Origin of the sequence: Sphingobium sp. B8D3B (genome assembly GCF_025961875.1) — a bacterium.
Classification (GTDB): domain Bacteria; phylum Pseudomonadota; class Alphaproteobacteria; order Sphingomonadales; family Sphingomonadaceae; genus Sphingobium.
The window spans coordinates 766013-782412 of record NZ_JAOQON010000001.1 but is presented as its reverse complement, the minus strand read 5'-3'; the positions used below and the strand labels follow the sequence as shown (position 1 = coordinate 782412).

Sequence of the window (16400 nt, the reverse complement as noted above, 5' to 3'; positions counted from 1 at the left end):
TCTTGGCAGAACCGGCCGAGGCTGCTAGCAAATCGACAACGCCCAGGCGCCTCTTGCCGGGCATAAATCCGGAGCACTTTCTTGAGCCTCATGCACCTCGTGATGGGCGGTCGCGTCAAAGACCCGCAAAAACTCGAATTTGAAGATCTGAATGCCATCGACATCGTCGGCATCTTCCCGAACTATGCCAGTGCCGAAGCGGCCTGGCGCGGCGCGGCGCAGCGGACCGTGGACGATGCGGAAATGCGCTATGTGATCGTCCATCTGCATCGCCTGCTCGATCCGAGCACGGATGATGCCGAGGATCACGCTCACTGACGGATTGGCTCGGGTGGCAGTGCTAGACCAGCGCTGGCACGCGCCCGTCAGGACGCCCGAAACCGCCGGGCCAGCAAGGGGCGTGCGAGCAGCAGGCCGGCGATGAAGCCGCCGATATGGGCGCCAACGGCGATCCCGCCGAAGAAACTGTCGAACCCGCCCGCCAGCGCGATCAGCAATTGCAGGATGGTCCACGCCGCGCCAAGCCAGACCATGCGCACGATATAGGCCGGCACAGGCCCGATCGCCTTCACGCCGCGCTGGCTGTAGATGAACGCATAGGTTCCGAGCACGGCGGAAATCGCGCCGCTTGCGCCGATCATCGGCACCCAGCCCTCCCCTTGCGCATAAAAGAAACTCGAAAGCCATTGCCCGAGCGCTGCGGCATACGCGCCGACGACATAGATCACCACGAGCCGACCTGGACCGAGCAGATTTTCAACGAAGCGGCCGCAGAAGATCAGCATCAGCACATTGAAGCCCAGATGCATCCACCCGCCATGCAGCAGCGTGGCGGTGAGCGGCGTGATCCACAGCGGCAGCCACGGCACGTTGAAGGTCAGCGCTTCGGACGACGAGAGCAACGTGACGCGCTCGGAAATGAACCCGGCAATCAGCGCCGCGCGCCCCATCTCCCCGGTGAGATACAACGGCAGGAAGACGATGACGATGATCGCCGCCAGAATGTTGGTCGCCGGACCTTTGGGAAGCTGCATCGCGATGTCAGCCGGCTGCGGCGCGAACCGACAGCGTGAACGCTGCCGGTGCTGCAACCAAAAAAGACATAATCATGGCGCGACTGCGGATCAGATGAATTCGATCTTGTTGACCAGATAGAACTTGTCGCCGGACGGCACCGTCACCTCGACATCCTCGCCGACCTGACGGCCGATGAGGGCGCGGCCAAGCGGGCTGTTATAGCTGATCATGCCCAGCTTCGCGTCCGCCTCAGCCTGACCGACGATCTGGTAGCGCACCGGCTTGTCATCCTCGTCCAGCAAGGTAACCGTGGCACCGAAGATGATCTTGTCGCCCGACAGGGTTGTGGGATCGATAACCTGCGCGCGGGAGAGCTTGTCTTCCAGATCGGCGATGGTCGCCTCGACCTGGCCCTGACGCTCTTTGGCGGCGTGATATTCGGCGTTTTCCGAAAGATCGCCATGGGCGCGTGCCTCCTCGATCGCATCCACGATCTTGGGACGCTCGGCCTTGAGCGCGCGGAGCTGGTCGGTCAGCTTGTCATAACCGACTTGCAGCATCGGCATCTTCTCAACGGTCGCCATCTCGACTCCCTATTTCCAGCGCAACAATGCGCGAACTCCCTAGTCCGCCGGGGATCCGGTCGGCCCGCAACTGATTTCTTGTGTTCTGGAAGATCAGTCGTGCGACGCCTGATAATAGGATTGCAGCGACTTCACTTCAAGAGGACGCGCACGCAAAGCCTCAATTGCGTCCACCGCAGCCAGACTTGCCGCCGCCGTCGTGAAGCTCGGCACCTTGCCGCGCAACGCGCTCGTGCGGATCGCCTTGCTGTCCTTGAGCGACTGCCAGCCTTCCGTGGTGTTGAAGATCAGGTCCACTTCGCCATCTGCAATGCGATCCACAATATGCGGACGGCCCTGCGCGACCTTGTTTACCTTCTCCACCGGCAGGCCGTTCTCTGCGAGAAAATCGGCTGTTCCGCCGGTTGCGACGATCTTGAAGCCAAGATCGGCAATCTTGCGGGCCCCGGGCAGGATCACGCTCTTGTCGCTATCCTTAACGGAGATGAATACCGTCCCCTGCTTGGGCAGCACCGTGCCCGCGCCGATCTGCGCCTTGGCGAAAGCAGTCGCGAAATCGCTGTCGATGCCCATGACCTCCCCGGTCGACTTCATCTCCGGGGAAAGGACCGGATCGACGCCGGGGAAGCGATTGAACGGGAACACGGCTTCCTTGACCGCGATGTGGCGGATCGCATTGCGGTCGATCTTCGGCAGGCTCGCGAGCTTCTCGCCCGCCATCACCCGCGCGGCGATCTTGGCGATCGGCGTGCCGATGGCCTTGGCCACGAACGGCACCGTGCGCGAGGCGCGCGGATTGACCTCGATGAGGTAGACCAGCCCATCCTTGACCGCGAACTGGATGTTCATCAGGCCCCGCACGGAGAGCGCGCGGGCCAGCACATCGGCCTGCCGCTCGATCTCCGCGATGAGATAATCCGGCAGGCTGTAGGGCGGCAGCGAGCAGGCGCTGTCGCCGGAGTGCACGCCGGCTTCCTCAATATGCTGGAGCACACCGGCGACGACGACATCCTCGCCATCGCACAGCGCATCGACATCCACCTCGACGGCATCGCGCAGATACTGGTCGATCAGCACCGGCGAGTCGCCCGAGACCTGCACCGCCGTGGCGATATATTCCTCAAGCTGCGCCTGGCCGTCGACGATCTCCATCGCCCGGCCACCCAGCACATAACTGGGGCGCATCAGCACCGGATAGCCGATGCGATTGGCCACCGCGATGGCTTCTTCCCGGCTGCGGGCGATGCCATTGGCCGGCTGTAGCAGGCCCAGTTTCTCGATCAGCGCCGCGAACCGCTCGCGATCTTCGGCAAGGTCGATGGCATCCGGCGAGGTACCGAGGATGGGAATGCCGGCCTCTTCCAGCGCCTGCGCCAGCTTGAGCGGGGTTTGCCCGCCAAACTGCACGATCACACCGACGAGCTCGCCCTTCGACTTCTCGACATGCAGGATCTCCAGCACGTCCTCCGCCGTCAGCGGCTCGAAATACAGGCGGTCGGACGTGTCATAATCGGTGCTCACCGTCTCCGGGTTGCAGTTGATCATGATCGTCTCATAGCCCGCATCTTCCAGCGCGAAGCAGGCGTGGCAGCAGCAATAATCGAACTCGATGCCCTGGCCGATGCGGTTGGGTCCGCCGCCCAGGATCACGACCTTCCGCCGGTCGCTCGGCTGGCTCTCGTCCTCCGGCTCGCCGAAGCTCGGCGCCTCATAGGTCGAGTACATATAAGGCGTCTTGGCCTCGAACTCGGCCGCGCAGGTGTCGATCCGCTTGAACACCGGGCGCACGCCAAGCTTGTGGCGCAGCGCGCGCACTTCCTTCTCGGTGACGCCGCCAGTCATCGCCACCACGGCATCGCGGACGAGGCCCGAGCCGCGCTTGATCGCGTTGTCCATGCCGCCGGGAATGTTGGCCGACTGCAGCGCCAGCCAGGCAAGACGCTTGTCCGAGAAGCCCATGGACTTGAGCTTGCGCATGGCCTCTGCATCGCGCGGCAGGCCATTGGCCAGCACACCCTTCTCGGCCTCGACGATCTCGGCAAGGCGCTGCAGGAACCAGGGGTCGAACTTGGCGACGGCATGGATTTCATCCACGCTCAGCCCTTCACGCAGCGCCTGCGCTGCGATCAGCAGCCGGTCCGGCGTCGGCTGACCCAGCGCCGCGACAATCTGCTCCTTGGGCGCCCCGACCAGATGATCGACCTGATTGAAACCGGCGAGGCCTGTCTCGAGTCCGCGCAGGGCCTTCTGCATGGATTCGTGAATATTACGGCCAATTGCCATCACTTCGCCGACAGACTTCATCGCGGTTCCGAGCAGCGGCTCGGCGCCCTTGAACTTCTCGAAGGCAAAGCGCGGGATCTTCGTCACGACATAATCGATGGTCGGTTCGAAGCTCGCAGGCGTCACGCCGGTAATGTCATTGGTGATCTCGTCCAGCGTGTAGCCCACCGCCAGCTTGGCCGCGACCTTGGCGATCGGGAAGCCAGTGGCCTTGGACGCCAGCGCCGAGGAGCGTGACACGCGCGGGTTCATCTCGATGACGATCAGCCGCCCATCCTTGGGATTGACTGCAAACTGTACGTTGGAACCGCCTGTTTCCACGCCGATTTCGCGCAGCACCGCAATGCTGGCGTTGCGCATGATCTGATATTCCTTGTCGGTCAGCGTCAAGGCCGGCGCGACAGTGATGGAGTCGCCCGTGTGGACGCCCATCGGATCGACATTCTCGATCGAGCAGATGATGATGCAATTGTCCGCGCGGTCGCGAACGACTTCCATCTCATATTCCTTCCAGCCGAGCAGCGATTCCTCGATCAGCACTTCGGTGGTCGGCGACGCATCGAGACCGGTGGTCACGATGCGGACGAACTCTTCCTTATTATAGGCGACGCCGCCGCCGGTGCCGCCCATGGTGAAGCTGGGGCGGATAATCGCCGGCAGGCCGGTGAACTCCAGCGCGGCCATGGCTTCGTCCATGGTGTGCGCGATGCGCGACCGGGCGCTTTCAAGGCCGATCTTGTCCATCGCGTCGCGGAACTTGAGCCGGTCTTCCGCCTTGTCGATCGCCTCGGCATCGGCGCCGATCATCTGCACGCCGTATTTCTCCAGCGTGCCATCGTTGAACAGCGCCAGCGCCGTGTTCAGCGCGGTCTGTCCGCCCATCGTCGGCAGGATCGCGTCAGGGCGCTCCTTCTCGATGATCTTGGCCACGATTTCCGGCGTGATCGGCTCGATATAGGTCGCATCGGCCATTTCCGGATCGGTCATGATCGTCGCGGGATTGGAGTTGACCAGAATGATCCGGTAGCCCTCTTCCTTCAGCGCCTTGCAGGCCTGCGTGCCCGAATAATCGAACTCGCACGCCTGGCCGATGATGATCGGGCCAGCGCCGACGATGAGGATCGAGGAGATGTCTGTTCTTTTTGGCATTATTTGTTCCGAGCCTCGTTCCCGGTGGAACCGATTTGAAGATCCTTGCGCGATCGCACCTTGTCGAGCGCGCATTGAAGGGCATTGGTCTCGCTGACCGATGGCAGGGCCTCGCGTCGCAGCATGTCAAAGCTCACCCGATCCGTGCCGTGAGCCACCAGCCGGACGACCTGGTCGGCGCGGCAGGTGGCAACCATATAATCGAGCTGACGCTGCAACTGGCCCTGATCGCCTGCCGCGCCCGCCGCAAGGAGCGCGAGCGCAATCACGCCAGCCCCTCCACGAACCGCTGGAACAGGTAGAAGCTGTCCTGCGGCCCCGGCGAGGCCTCGGGGTGATATTGCACGGCAAAGGCCGGCTTGTCTGTGAAGGCGATCCCGCAATTGGAGCCGTCGAACAGGCTCACATGGGTCTCGACGACATTGGCCGGCAGCGTGGCGGTATCGACCGCAAAGCCGTGGTTCATCGAGGTGATTTCCACCACGCCGTCTTCCAGCCGCTTGACCGGGTGATTGGCGCCGCGGTGGCCCTGATGCATCTTGGTGGTCTTCGCACCGGCGGCCAGCGCCAGCAGCTGATGACCAAGGCAGATGCCAAAGATCGGCACATTCTCGTCGAGCAGCTTGCGGATCACCGGCACGGCATAGTCGGCTGTCGCCGCTGGATCGCCAGGACCGTTGGACAGGAAAACACCGGCGGGGTTGAGCCCCTTGATCTGATCGTAGGAGGCCGTGGCCGGCAGCACCGTGACCTTCGCACCGGCCTTAACGAGGTTGCGGAAGATATTGTCTTTCGCGCCAAAATCCATGGCGACGACATGGGGCCGCTCGCCCGCTTCCATCGCCTCATAGCCAAAGCCGAGGCGCCAGGCGCCGCCGGTCCATTCGCGTTGCGCGCCGGTCACCTCGATAGCGAGGTCCATGCCTTCCAGCCCGGGCCAGGCCTTCGCCTTCTCATGCAGCGCCGCGAGATCGAACTGGCCCTGCGGATTATGGGCGATCACCGCATTGGGCGCGCCCTTCTCGCGGATCAGGCGGGTCAGTGCCCGCGTATCGACACCTGCGAGACCGATCCGGCCGTTAGCCTTCAGCCAGGCATCGAAGGGCTGGACGTTGCGGAAGTTGGATGGCGCCGTCACATCCTCACGCACGATGCACCCCAGCGCCCAGGGCTGCTGGCATTCGACGTCATCGGCATTGGTGCCGACATTGCCGATATGCGGAAAGGTGAAGGTGATGATCTGCCCGGCAAAGCTCGGGTCCGTCATGATTTCCTGATAGCCGGTCATCGCGGTGTGGAAGCACAGCTCGCCGACCGCATCTCCCTCGGCACCGAAGCCGCGCGCGAAGACGACGGTGCCATCGGCTAGAACCAATACCCCCGTCGCTCCTTTGGGCACGGTCGGGTATTTGGCGTTCGCCATGGCTGTCTGATCCTTCGCTTTTTGCTTTCTGGCAGGCGCCCCAAGCGCCCGGCTAAACGGCCGGCTCACTATGGGTTCGCACATGCACGGTCAATCTATTAAAAATTCCGCGTCGCCGCTATATCTGATCCTTTCCCGCAAGGTGACTCGGAGATTACGTGATGATTCGCGACGGCATCAAGGCTGCCCAGATTGAGGCGATGAAGGCCGGCGACAAGCCCCGACTGGCCGCTGTGCGCCTGATCCTGGCCAAGCTGAAGGACCGCGACATCGAACTGCGCACCGCCGCCAGCACGCCCGATGACGACGTGATTGTCGTCGATGTACTGCAGAAGATGGTCAAGCAGCGCCGCGAATCGATCACCATGTACGAACAGGGCGGCCGCGCAGAGCTCGCCGCGCAGGAGCAGGCCGAGCTTGAGGTGATCGAAGGCTTCCTGCCCAAGCAGATGAGCGAGGACGAAACCCGCGCCGCGATCGAGGCCATCAAGGCCGAAGTCGGCGCGTCGTCGGTGAAGGACATGGGCAAGGTGATGGCCGTGCTCAAGGACCGCCACGGGACGGTGCTGGACATGAGCAAGGCCAGTAGGCTGGTGAAGGCGGCGCTGGGGTGATTGGGGGGATCGGCCCCTCTGTTGCACTCTTCTCCCCTCCCGCGTGCGGGAGGGGTCGGGGGAGGGCATGAGTTGGCCCAACCGCGCCAACACCGATCGTGCACGCGAACTTCGCAATAATGCGACAGATGCCGAGCGCAGGCTTTGGACCGCCCTCAGCAATCGCAAAGTCGCCGGCACTCGGTTCAATCGGCAGGTGTGCATCGGTCCTTATGTCTGTGATTTCGTTGCCCGCACGCCACGGCTGATCGTCGAGGTGGACGGAGGCCAGCATGACGAAGGCCGTACGTTGGATCAGGCGCGAACCGAATGGCTTGAGGCGCAAGGCTATCATGTGCTGCGCTTTTGGAATCATGATGTGCTGGGTAATGTGGAAGGGATCGCGCTAGAGATCGAGAGAGCGCTTGCCGCCCTCCCCCAACCCCTCCCGCTAACGGGAGGGGAGCGATCCGTTACAAAGGGGCGCATGTCATGAGCCTCACCCCGCAATGGCTGGACGAACTCCGCGCCCGCACCACCCTCTCCACGCTCATCGGCAAGACCATCAAGGTCCAGAAGGCCGGGCGCGAATACAAGGCGTGCTGCCCTTTCCACAATGAAAAGACGCCCAGCTTCACGATCAACGACGAGAAGGGCTTCTACCATTGCTTCGGCTGCGGGGCGCATGGTGACGCGATCCGTTGGATGACGGATCAGCGCGGCCTGCCCTTCCTGGATGCGGTCAAGGAGCTTGCCGCCGCCGCCGGGATGGAGGTGCCCGCGCCCGATCCGCGCGCCGCCAAGCGGGCCGAGCAGGCGAAATCGCTGCATGACGTGACCGCCGCGGCGCAGAACTGGTTTGAGGATCAGCTTGGCGGGCTCGATGGCGCCGAGGCGCGCGCCTATCTGCATAAGCGCGCGCTTACGGACGCGACCCGCCGCGCGTTTGGGCTGGGTTTCGCGCCGGATAGTCGCGGCAAGCTCAAGACCGCGCTACGCGACTTCCCCGAGGACATGCTGGTCGAGGCCGGCATGCTCATCCGGCCGGAAGACAGCGAGCGAGACAGTTACGATCGTTTTCGCGGGCGGCTGATGATCCCCATCCGCGACCAGCGCGGGCGCGTGATCGCCTTTGGCGGACGGATTCTGGGCCAGGGTGAGCCCAAATATCTCAACTCGCCCGAGACGCCGCTGTTCGACAAGGGTCGCACGCTCTTCAACCTCGACAAGGCGGCGCCTGCCGCGCGCAAAGCGGGCCGCATCATCGTCGTCGAGGGTTATATGGACGTGATCGCCATTGCCCAGGCCGGCATTGCCGAGGCCGTAGCCCCGCTCGGCACGGCGCTGACGGAGGCGCAGATCGAGAAATTGTGGAGCATGGTGGAGACGCCCATCCTCTGCTTCGATGGCGATGGCGCCGGCCAGCGCGCGGCAATCCGCGCTGCCCACCGCGCGTTGCCGCTGCTGCGCCCCGGTCATAGCCTCGCTTTTGCGACGCTGCCGGCCGGGCAGGATCCTGATGATCTGTTGCGCGCCGAGGGGCTCCAAGCCTTCGAGGCCGTGCTCGCAAGCTCGATCCCGCTGGCGGACCTCATCTGGCGCAGCGAGCATGATGCCGCGCCGCTGGCCACGCCGGAAGAACGCGCTGGCCTCAAGCAGCGTCTCAATGCGCTCGCCGCCACAATCGCCGATAGCGACATCCGGGCGCTCTATTCTCGCCTGTTCAAGGAGCGTTACGACGCGCTGTTCTTCGCGCCGCGCGCCGCGTCCAACGCCCGCTTCGAGGGACGGCCCGCCGGTCGCGGCGGCGGCACGATGAAGGGCGGCCGCTGGATCGCCCCGCCCCCGCCGGCTACACAGGATGCCAAGGCGATCCGCGAAACCGGCGGAGACATGCTGCTTTTACGCGCCGTTCTGGCCGGCCTCCTGCGCTTTCCGGGCGAGATCCTCGTCCACCGCGAGGCACTGGACAGCCTGTCGCCACCCGACTCCGGCCTGGCAAAGTTGCTCGATGCTCTGCTCAAAGCGGCCGATCGCCAAGAAACTGTTGAAACCGAGGCGCTCCTTACCATATTGGGCAGCACTGAGCTGTATAATATGGCGAAGGGGTTGCTCCGCGCCGACGCGCTGCATTTCACCTTCACCCAGGCCGAAGCCGACGGATGGCGTGCACAGCGCGATCTGGCGGAAGCCATCGGGGTGCTGGTGGCAATGCCGCGAATCGAAGCGGAGCTGGCGGCGGCGACGAGAGCGATGGCAGAGAATCTGGACGAGGCGAGTTTCGCCCGCCAGCAAGCCCTGCGCAAGCTCAAGGAAGACCTGGCGGCACGAGCCGCCGAGCTGGCCCAACCCCTCGAAGAGTGAATAACAGGCCCGCGCAGCATCGCGCTTGGCCCGGAGCAAGGCAACGCATGGCGACGAAGATCAATGGAAACGCTGGAAACCCGGAGAGTGGCGAAGAAGGCGGCGATGCCCCCCTTCTCGATCTCAACGAAGCGTCCATCAAGAAGCTGATCGCCCGTGCCAAGAAGCGTGGCTACATCACCTATGACGAGCTGAACAGCGCTCTGCCGCAAGGCGAGATGTCCTCCGACCAGATCGAGGACATCACCTCGGCGCTCAGCGATATGGGCATCAACATCGTCGAGAACGAAGAACAGGGCGATGACGGCGAAGAGCAGCCCGAATCCGAAGTCGAGTCCATCGACAATGGTTCGGACGAGGAAGACGGCTCAGGCAACGTCGCCGAGAAGAAGCAGACGACCACCGACCGCACCGACGATCCGGTGCGCATGTATCTGCGCGAAATGGGCGCGGTGGAACTGCTCAGCCGCGAGGGCGAGATTGCCATCGCCAAGCGCATCGAGGCCGGTCGCGACACCATGATCCTCGGTCTGTGCGAAAGCCCGACGACGTTCAACGCAATCATCGGCTGGTCGACCGCGCTCAACAATGGTGAAATGCAGTTGCGCGAGATCCTCGATCTCGACGCCATGCTTTCCAAAGACCCGGCGCCGGAAAGCCTGTCGGAAGACGGCGAGGACGACGATGGCGAGATTTCCGAAAAGACCGCCGGCCCCTCGTTCAAGGACGAGGACGAGGTGAAGGACGAGCCGGAAGCCGACGGTGACGACGATGATTCCATGGTCGAACGCCGCACGGCGCGCCAGGAAGAGGACGACGAGGAGGATAACACCCTCTCGCTCGCCGCAATGGAAGAGCTGCTCAAGCCCGCCGCGCTCGAAAAGTTCGCCAACATCACCGAGCTGTATGGCAAATTCGGCAAGATCCAGCAGGCCCGGCTGGTCGCGCTCGGCAATGGCATGGAATTCCCGGCCAAGGACGAAGCGACCTATCACAAGCTGCGCGAGGACCTGACGGCGGAAGTCGAGAGCGTCCAGTTCCACCAGCAGAAGATCGAATATCTCGTCGATCAGCTTTACGCCTTCAACCGGCGCCTGACGACGCTGGGCGGCCAGATGCTGCGCCTCGCCGAGCGCCACAAGGTGCCGCGCAAGGACTTCCTCGACCAATATGTCGGCCAGGAGCTGGACGATGGCTGGCTGGAGAAGGTCAGCAAGCTCGACAAGAAATGGGCGGCCTTTGCGGCCAATGAGGTCGATGCTGTCGAGCGCATTCGGGCGGAAGTCTCCGAAATCGCGCAATCGACCGGCACATCCCTGCCCGAGTTCCGCCGCATCGTGAACATGGTGCAGAAGGGCGAGCGCGAGGCGCGCATTGCGAAGAAGGAAATGGTCGAGGCCAATCTCCGGCTCGTGATCTCGATCGCCAAGAAGTACACCAATCGCGGCCTGCAGTTCCTGGATCTGATCCAAGAGGGCAATATCGGCTTGATGAAGGCGGTGGATAAGTTCGAATATCGCCGCGGCTACAAGTTCAGCACCTACGCGACCTGGTGGATTCGTCAGGCCATCACCCGCTCGATCGCCGATCAGGCGCGCACCATTCGTATTCCGGTGCACATGATCGAGACGATCAACAAGCTGGTCCGCACCAGCCGCCAGTTCCTCCACGAGCAGGGCCGCGAGCCCACGCCCGAGGAAATGGCCGAGCGCCTCTCCATGCCGCTCGAGAAGGTGCGCAAGGTGATGAAGATCGCCAAGGAGCCGATTTCCCTCGAAACGCCGATCGGCGATGAGGAAGATTCGCATCTCGGCGATTTCATCGAGGACAAGAACGCGATCATTCCAGTGGATGCCGCCATCCAGGCCAACCTCAAGGAAACGGTCACCCGCGTCCTGGCAAGCCTCACCCCGCGTGAGGAGCGCGTGCTGCGCATGCGCTTCGGCATCGGCATGAACACCGATCACACGCTGGAAGAGGTCGGCCAGCAATTCTCGGTGACGCGCGAGCGTATTCGCCAGATCGAAGCCAAGGCGCTGCGCAAGCTCAAGCACCCGAGCCGCAGCCGCAAGATGCGCAGCTTCCTGGACCAGTAAGGTCCGAAATCAGATCAGGCGACGGAGGGGTTGCGCGCTTCCGCCGCCTTTTTCGTGCGCGCAATACCTGCCAGCCGCAAGAACCTTAGCATGCGCCTGCGCGACCTGTGCGACCGAGCTAATACTCTGAAATAAAACAGGCTCGCGCTGCTTGGTTGGAGCGTTTTCAACATCTTGTTAACTTCCTGCGCGTTACATCGCGGCGGGGAAAATTGCCGGCCCGTCGGTTCGGCATTCTAAGGCTTGATATGGACCCGCGCCCGCTTGATTTCGTTGAGACCGGCCTTTCCGCCCGAGTGCTTGCGCTTGTGGAGAGCGAAGGGTCCGCGACACATTCCTACTGCGCGCCCGTGCTGGCCGGCGAGCGGATATCCTTTGCGCGGCACTCGGCCGACTTTGCGGACTTCATCCACCTTCTCGTTCTGCTCCACGGCCAGATCCCGGGCGTTGTCGATCATGCCGCTGTTCACACCGCAGAGCCGGTCGCCCGCGATTGGCTGATCCGCTCGACCAGCGCCTTTGCCGAAGAACGCGACTATATGCATCGCCTCTGCGCTGCGGCCGGGCCGGTGCCGAGCACGCCGCGTCATAGTGAGGCGACTGCGGCCATCGCCCAGCAAAGCCATGCCATTGAGATGCTTGCTCAGTCCGAACGGCGCGGTTGCGCGCTCGGCACGGCGATCACGCTGGTGCTGGAATGGCAGGCCATCCGCAAGATCCTCGACGTCGGTGCGCTCAGCCTCGGCATTGAGCCGGCCGAAACCACCCTCCCCAGCCAGTCTGACACGGTGGCTCTGCTGGACGACCTTCCCCAGGTCGAGCGCTTCTCGCGTGCCGTGCAATTCGGCGCCGATCAGTTGCTCGTGCAGCATCGCGGCATGTGGAACTTGCTCAAGGCCAGGGCTGGCGCGCGACAGAGCAGCCAGTAAGATCGATTGAACGCCGGACTTATGCCGGCATGGCCTTTCTCCTGCTCATCACCGACCCCATGCTGGCCGTCACCACCATCGCGATGCCGGCGAGTTGGATGGCGCTGAGACGTTCGCCCAGCATAAACAGCCCGGCCAGAACAGCGAAGGCCGGTTCGAGACTGGTCAGCACCGCAAAGTTACGGGCGGGCAACCTCGGCAACGCATAAAGCTCCAGCGACAAGGGAATGGCTGCGGACAGGATCGCCACCAGCAGCGCGAGCGGAAGCAAGGCGGGCGCGAAGAGCCCCACCCCGTTCTGCATCATGCCCACCGGTACGACGAGAAGCGCGGCCACGCAGAGCGACAAGGCCGCCCCCCCGGCGCCGAATGATGTTGCAACCCTGCGGCCGCACAGGATGTAGCCTGCCCAGCAGGCTGCAGCGATGAGCGCGAACAACAGTCCCACCGGTTCCAGCGCGCCTTTTGCGCTATCGGCACCCACCAGGCACCAGATGCCGAGGCCCGCCAGCGCGACCCATAACAAGTGGAGGGCACGCTTCGCCATGCAGGCGGCGAGCGTCAATGGCCCTAGAGACTGGATGGAGATTGCGATGCCCAGCGGCAGGTGCGCGATGGCGAGGTAGAAAAAGAGAATAGCCCCCGCAACGCAGGTACCAAGGCCAAGCAGCGCCAGCCAGTCCGGCCGCGCAGGCCACGCCCGCCACGGCCGGACCAACACCAGCAGAATGAGCGCCGCGAACAGGATGCGCAGGGCTGACGCGCCGATCGGCCCGACCGAGGGATACAGCCCCTTGGCGAAAGCCGCCCCGAACTGGAAGCAGGCCGTCGATCCGACCACAGCCAGCACCGGCAACAGCGCCAGCCCCGCCGCCGGTTCTGAGCCACCCTTCATCCTCCCGCCGCTCAGTAAAGCAGATGTGCCGCGCGGGTCTCCGCCCAGGCACGTTCGTCAGCCTCCGCAAGGTCATCGAGGTCCGCTGGCGTCGCCGCACCATCATCCACCCACTCGCGGAGCAAGGGCGAGCCGTTGATCACGTCTATGGGCAGCTTGCCAAGCTCATACTCATAGGGAAAATCGCGCCAGAGCGGATAGTCTGGGTACAGTGCCCGGATCGCCTTGAAGGCCAGTGCCTGCACCCGCCATGGGCGGAAGGCCTGATGCGCGTAAGCCGGCCCTTCGGCATGGATATGGACGCCGGCGCACAAGGTGCCGACATGCTTGTGAAAGGTCGGCTCGAACCAGCAGTCGCGCAGGGTGCATCCGTCCAGCCAATGCGGGGCCAGCGCCTGCATCTTGCCGATCACCTTGCGCGCATCGATATCCGGCGCGCCGAATAGCTCCAGCGGGCGCGTCGTCCCCCGGCCTTCCGATAGCGTCGCGCCTTCCAGCATCACCGTCCCGGCATAACAGCGGGCCATGTTGAGATTGGGCGCGTTGGGACTGGGATTGACCCAGATGCGCTCAGTGGGCCAGCCGAAGCCCGGCGCCGCCTCGGGCGCGTAGCCCTGCATCGCGATTACGCGATAATCCACGTTCAGCCCGAAATGTGCGATGAACCAGTACCCCAGCTCGCCCATGGTGAGGCCATGGCGCATGGGCATCGGCCCGGCACCGACAAAGCTCTCCCAGCCTGACCTCAGCGTCAGACCCTCGATGGGCCGCCCGGCGGGATTGGGCCGGTCCAGCACCCACACGCTCTTGCCGGCCTTTTCCGCCGCTTCGAGCAGATAGAGCAAAGTCGTCACGAAGGTGTAGATGCGACAACCCAGATCCTGCAGGTCGACGAGAAACACGTCTGCCGAGTCCATCATCTGCGCCGTCGGCCGGCGCACCTCGCCATACAGGCTGAACACCGGGATGCCGTGGGCAGGATCGATGAAATCCGGCGATTCCATCATATTGTCCTGCTTGTCGCCCCGCAGGCCGTGCTGCGGCCCCATGGCGGCAGTCAGCCGGATGTCGCCACAGGCCGCGAGCGCGTCGAGCGCATGGGTCAGGTCTGCGGTGACGGAAGCTGGATGCGCCAGCAGACAGACGCGCTGGCCGGCAAGCGGCGCACGCAGCGCGGGGTCGGCCAGCAGGCGATCGAGACCGGTGAGAAAGCTCATGCCCGGTCCACTGGCGGAAGCCGCAGCGCGAAGCAATCCCGGTGGTGAAAGTCTGGCCGTCCGGGTGGATGCGCCAGCGCCCAATAGCTCAGAGTCCCGTTCGCCTCCTCGATGACCGCGCTGGCGCCGATCGCCCCTGATCGATCCCAGACCAGAGCGTCCTCGGCCAAGCGGATGGACAGTGACAGCCGCTCGGCATCTGCCGCCTGCACGATGCGCGGCGCCGGGATCTCGAAGGGCCTCATGCCGGTGCGATAATGGTCGAAATGATAGGCCGCAAAGGCGCCGGAGGGCGAGAAATTATACTCGGCATAGGCATCATCGTCCTCCGCCACGAACAGCTCGAAGCAGGTGGTGCGCCATAGCTCATCGGTATGAATGCCTGGTGCGGCCTCGGGCAGACGCAGATCGGCAATCCGGCCCATGGCCACGAAGCCGATCTCCCAACCATGATCGTCGGTCAGCTCAATCTGCATGCCCAGCGCCGCCAGCGCATCGCAGGGCGTATCCGGATGGCAGACCAGAGCGGCGCGGGCCAAAATACTACTCATCCTTCCCATCCCATGCTAAGCGCCCCCGCGTTTCAATAACCCCGCGCTTCCCAAAGGGCGATCATGACAAGCTACAAGTCCGACCTGCTGAACCTGCTCGAAGAGCGGGGCTATATCCACCAGATTACTGACGCAAGCGCGCTGGATGCGCTCGCCGCCAGGCAGGTCGTTCCGGGTTATATCGGCTTTGATCCCACCGCGCCCTCGCTCCATGTCGGCTCGATGGTGCAGATCATGCTGCTGCGTCGCATGCAACAGACCGGCCACAAGCCCATCGTGCTGATGGGTGGTGGGACCGGCAAGGTTGGCGACCCCAGCTTCAAGGATGAAGCGCGCAAGCTGATGACCGTCGAGACGATCAACAGCAACATCGCGTCCATCAAGACGGTGTTCGAGAACTTCCTGACCTTCGGCGATGGTCCCACGGACGCGATCATGGCCGACAATGCCGAGTGGCTCGATGCGCTCGAATATCTGCCGTTCCTGCGGGATTACGGCCAGCATTTCTCCGTCAACCGGATGCTCAGCTTCGATTCAGTCAAGCTGCGGCTGGATCGCGAGCAGTCGCTGAGCTTCCTGGAGTTCAATTACATGATCCTCCAGGCCTATGACTTCCTCGAGCTTTCCCGTCGCGCGGGTTGCCGGCTGCAAATGGGCGGATCGGACCAGTGGGGCAATATCGTCAACGGCATCGAGCTTTCGCGCCGGGTGGATGGCACGGAAGTCTACGGCGTCACCACGCCGCTCATCACCACAGCCGATGGCGGCAAGATGGGCAAGACCATGGCGGGCGCCGTCTGGCTGAACGAGGCGATGCTGCCGCATTTCGACTATTGGCAGTTCTGGCGGAACACCGACGATCGCGATGTCGGGCGGTTCCTGCGCCTGTTCACCGATGTGCCGATGGACGAAATCCGGCGGCTCGAAGCGCTGCAAGGCGCGGAGATCAACGAGGCCAAGAAGATCCTCGCCAATGAGGCAACGGCGCTTTGCCGTGGCCGGGCCGCTGCGGATAGCGCTGCGGAAACCGCCCGCCTCACCTTCGAGCAAGGCGCGGCGGCGGCGGCGGATTTGCCCACCGTTCACGTGGCCGAAGGCAGCATCGCCCTGGTCACCGCCCTCACCCAGGCCGGGCTGGCCGCCTCCAATGGCGAGGCGCGCCGGAAGATCGCTGAGGGCGCCGTCCGCGTCGACGACGAGCCGGTGCGCGATGAAAAGCATCTGATCGCGATTGGCGAGACGCCGGTGAAGCTCAGCCTCGGCAAGAAGCGGCATGCGCTGCTCAGCCGCTAAGCTGCC

Annotated in this window: 15 protein-coding genes; 7 read left to right on the top strand and 8 right to left on the bottom strand. The window is 63.7% G+C overall.

Annotated features, from left to right (window positions below; all coding sequences use genetic code 11):
* Positions 1–81: 81 nt before the first annotated feature.
* The gene (locus tag M2343_RS03600) at positions 82–318 is read left to right on the top strand and encodes a DUF4170 domain-containing protein (RefSeq protein WP_264570615.1); all 237 of its coding nucleotides are present in this window, start codon (positions 82–84) and stop codon (positions 316–318) included.
* A 47-nt stretch (positions 319–365) separates the two neighbouring features.
* Here M2343_RS03600 and M2343_RS03595 read toward each other — a convergent pair whose 3' ends face one another.
* From M2343_RS03595 to carA, 5 genes are all read right to left on the bottom strand, one after another.
* Positions 366–1034, bottom strand: coding sequence for a rhomboid family intramembrane serine protease (locus tag M2343_RS03595; protein ID WP_264570616.1), 669 nt, complete (start codon positions 1032–1034; stop codon positions 366–368).
* 90 nt (positions 1035–1124) lie between these two features.
* Positions 1125–1601: a transcription elongation factor GreA gene (gene greA, locus M2343_RS03590; RefSeq protein ID WP_181559920.1), complete on the bottom strand. Its 477-nt coding sequence runs from the start codon at positions 1599–1601 to the stop codon at positions 1125–1127.
* 93 nt (positions 1602–1694) lie between these two features.
* Entirely contained in the window at positions 1695–5033 is a 3339-nt protein-coding gene (gene carB / locus M2343_RS03585; protein ID WP_181559921.1) for a carbamoyl-phosphate synthase large subunit, read from the bottom strand.
* Complete coding sequence (locus M2343_RS03580) at positions 5033–5302, bottom strand: hypothetical protein (RefSeq protein ID WP_264575628.1); 270 nt, start codon at positions 5300–5302, stop codon at positions 5033–5035. The genes carB and M2343_RS03580 overlap by 1 nt, the downstream gene beginning before the upstream one ends.
* A complete protein-coding gene (gene carA / locus M2343_RS03575) occupies positions 5299–6456 on the bottom strand; it encodes a glutamine-hydrolyzing carbamoyl-phosphate synthase small subunit (RefSeq protein ID WP_264575627.1) in 1158 nt (385 codons plus the stop codon). The genes M2343_RS03580 and carA overlap by 4 nt, the downstream gene beginning before the upstream one ends.
* 161 nt (positions 6457–6617) lie before the next feature.
* On the opposite strand from carA, the gene M2343_RS03570 reads away from it, so the two are divergent.
* From M2343_RS03570 to M2343_RS03550, 5 genes are all read left to right on the top strand, one after another.
* Positions 6618–7070 carry a GatB/YqeY domain-containing protein gene (locus tag M2343_RS03570; RefSeq protein ID WP_264577484.1) on the top strand — a complete coding sequence of 151 codons (453 nt, stop codon included), beginning with the start codon at positions 6618–6620 and terminating at the stop codon, positions 7068–7070.
* Between the two features lie 67 nt (positions 7071–7137).
* Positions 7138–7545 carry an endonuclease domain-containing protein gene (locus M2343_RS03565; RefSeq protein ID WP_264575626.1) on the top strand — a complete coding sequence of 136 codons (408 nt, stop codon included), beginning with the start codon at positions 7138–7140 and terminating at the stop codon, positions 7543–7545.
* The gene (gene dnaG, locus M2343_RS03560) at positions 7542–9413 is read left to right on the top strand and encodes a DNA primase (RefSeq protein ID WP_264575625.1); all 1872 of its coding nucleotides are present in this window, start codon (positions 7542–7544) and stop codon (positions 9411–9413) included. The genes M2343_RS03565 and dnaG overlap by 4 nt, the downstream gene beginning before the upstream one ends.
* 47 nt (positions 9414–9460) lie before the next feature.
* Entirely contained in the window at positions 9461–11509 is a 2049-nt protein-coding gene (rpoD, locus tag M2343_RS03555; RefSeq protein WP_264570622.1) for an RNA polymerase sigma factor RpoD, read from the top strand.
* A 248-nt stretch (positions 11510–11757) separates the two neighbouring features.
* Positions 11758–12438 carry a DUF6975 family protein gene (locus M2343_RS03550; protein WP_181559927.1) on the top strand — a complete coding sequence of 227 codons (681 nt, stop codon included), beginning with the start codon at positions 11758–11760 and terminating at the stop codon, positions 12436–12438.
* A 19-nt stretch (positions 12439–12457) separates the two neighbouring features.
* Here M2343_RS03550 and M2343_RS03545 read toward each other — a convergent pair whose 3' ends face one another.
* From M2343_RS03545 to M2343_RS03535, 3 genes are read right to left on the bottom strand one after another with little or no spacing between them, the layout of a single operon-like run.
* Entirely contained in the window at positions 12458–13288 is an 831-nt protein-coding gene (locus tag M2343_RS03545; protein ID WP_264603914.1) for an EamA family transporter, read from the bottom strand.
* A 56-nt stretch (positions 13289–13344) separates the two neighbouring features.
* The gene (locus tag M2343_RS03540; RefSeq protein WP_264575623.1) at positions 13345–14550 is read right to left on the bottom strand and encodes a DUF1343 domain-containing protein; all 1206 of its coding nucleotides are present in this window, start codon (positions 14548–14550) and stop codon (positions 13345–13347) included.
* The gene (locus M2343_RS03535) at positions 14547–15101 is read right to left on the bottom strand and encodes a DOMON-like domain-containing protein (RefSeq protein WP_264575622.1); all 555 of its coding nucleotides are present in this window, start codon (positions 15099–15101) and stop codon (positions 14547–14549) included. The genes M2343_RS03540 and M2343_RS03535 overlap by 4 nt, the downstream gene beginning before the upstream one ends.
* A 63-nt stretch (positions 15102–15164) precedes the next feature.
* On the opposite strand from M2343_RS03535, the gene tyrS reads away from it, so the two are divergent.
* Positions 15165–16394, top strand: coding sequence for a tyrosine--tRNA ligase (gene tyrS / locus M2343_RS03530; RefSeq protein WP_264575621.1), 1230 nt, complete (start codon positions 15165–15167; stop codon positions 16392–16394).
* Positions 16395–16400 lie beyond the last annotated feature (6 nt).